2 protein-coding genes are annotated in these 1,847 nt (G+C 45.4%); both read right to left on the bottom strand.

Translation table 11 applies throughout. The annotated features are described in order from the left end of the window. Positions 1 to 332: 332 nt before the first annotated feature. On the bottom strand, positions 333 to 908 hold the full coding sequence (gene cysC, locus G1O98_RS38065; protein ID WP_345940645.1) for an adenylyl-sulfate kinase: 576 nt from the start codon (positions 906 to 908) through the stop codon (positions 333 to 335). A gap of 183 nt (positions 909 to 1,091) precedes the next feature. Next, the coding region (locus tag G1O98_RS38060; protein ID WP_163939609.1) for a cadherin-like domain-containing protein at positions 1,092 to 1,847 on the bottom strand (756 nt) is incomplete at its 5' end.

The raw sequence follows: 1,847 nt of genomic DNA, 5'->3' as shown, positions 1-1,847 counted from the left end.
AAAATATCACAAAACTTTATATTTAAGCTTTGAAACTCCTGCATTTACTACTCATATCAAGCCACCAACACCCCATCCACAATCGCAATCCCCCACTGCGGATACTTCGCCAGCAACTTCTTGATCACAATCTGCAAAGCCGGATCATCATTCCAGCACTCTTGCAAGAAATCAAAACCCGGATTCTCGCCCGAATTCGCCGCTCGATTCAGTTTTTCCCTTCTTACAGTCCGCAGATTTGACCTTGCAACAATCGCCTCATGTGATCACTTTTCAGCGTTGATGACAGGCGCATTTCATTGGCATAGTTTCGACAAAAGTAATAGTTAAAGTCATTTCGTAACAAGCTCTAAAGCACGGATTAAGTTTTGCCGTTCTAAATAATCAAGCACTTGCTTAACACATTGCTCAGAAGTGAACTTATCAGTTTGACAGATAATTTCTGGATTTAATGGTTCTTCATAAGGGTCAGAAATGCCAGTAAAATGCTTAATTTCCCCTGCTTTTGCTTTGGCGTAAAGCCCCTTCACATCACGGAATTCACAAACTGCAAGTGGAGCCTGAACATAAACTTCGATAAAATTGGTAGAAGTTTTTTTGAGTTGCTCTCGAACTTCACGGTAAGGACTGATTGCTGCAACAATCGCAATTACGCCATTCCGACTGAGTAATTCAGCCACAAAGCCAATACGACGCACATTTGTATCTCGGTCTTGTTTGTTAAAACCCAATCCTGCACAAAGATGGGTGCGAACTACATCACTATCTAGCACTTCTATTAAGTAATTTCTCATGAGCAATTCTTGGGCTATACCGTGGGCAATTGTTGTTTTCCCAGCACCACTTAAGCCTGTCAACCAGAGAATCGTACCAAGGTGTTTCATGTTTTGTTTAACCTGATCGCTGATGCAGAAATGCGATGGTCGAACGCGAGTGCGTTTCGTTGGCGGAGCCTCTCGTAGAGAAGAGAAGACCTGCCTTCTCTCCGAGAGGCTCCGCCAACGGAGATAAGCTCTCGCTTAAGCCTTCTCCAAAGGATATGCTAGCGCGAACGGCTATCGCATCACCAAGAATCAAAAAGGTTTGTAAGACTAGAGCGTTACGAAATCAGCAGCAGTCAGCGTCGTAGTATTAATACCAGTCAGCGTCGTCAAAATTTCATTCGTGGAAGTCACTTTGATATTGCTACCAAAGAAACTTAATTGCCCAAAGCTTAAACCACCATACAGTCCAATTAAATCTTGACCGTCAGAGAAATCAGTAATGGTGTCAGTCCCTTCCCCGGCAGCAAAGGCAAATGTATCATTACCATTGTTACCAGTGAGGATATCGCTGTTAAGACCACCATAGAGTAAATCGCTGCCATTGCCGCCGTAAAGGCGATCGCTACCGCCACCACCGTAGAGGGTATCATCGCCATTACCACCGTTGAGGGTATCGTTACCCGCGCCGCCATCCATCAGCCCATCGCCATACAAGACATCGTTGCCATTTTCGCCAAACAGGCTATCATCACCTGCTCCGCCGTAGATAGTATCGTTGCCATTGCCGCCGTTGATAATGTCGTTACCAATGCTGCCAATCAGACTATCCACGAAATTAGTGCCTTTATCGATAAGACCGACGGCCACTGTCACCGTAGCAGTATCAGTGAGGCTACCATCGCTGAGGGTGTAATTAAAGCTGGCATTACCAGTGAATAAAAGCGTTGGGGTAAAGGAAACGAAATCATCTGCGGTGTTGCTGGCTGTGCCGTTATTGTTCAGGACAGCAGTACCGTTGGTAGCACCGCTGACACCAGTGATGCTGAGTCCGGTGCTATCAACATCGCTATCATTTGCCAGTAG

This window comes from Nostoc sp. UIC 10630, assembly GCF_010747425.1.
In the GTDB taxonomy this organism is placed as follows: domain Bacteria; phylum Cyanobacteriota; class Cyanobacteriia; order Cyanobacteriales; family Nostocaceae; genus Nostoc.
The sequence above is the reverse complement of the archived record's forward strand: the minus strand, read 5'-3'. Positions and strand labels throughout refer to the sequence as shown.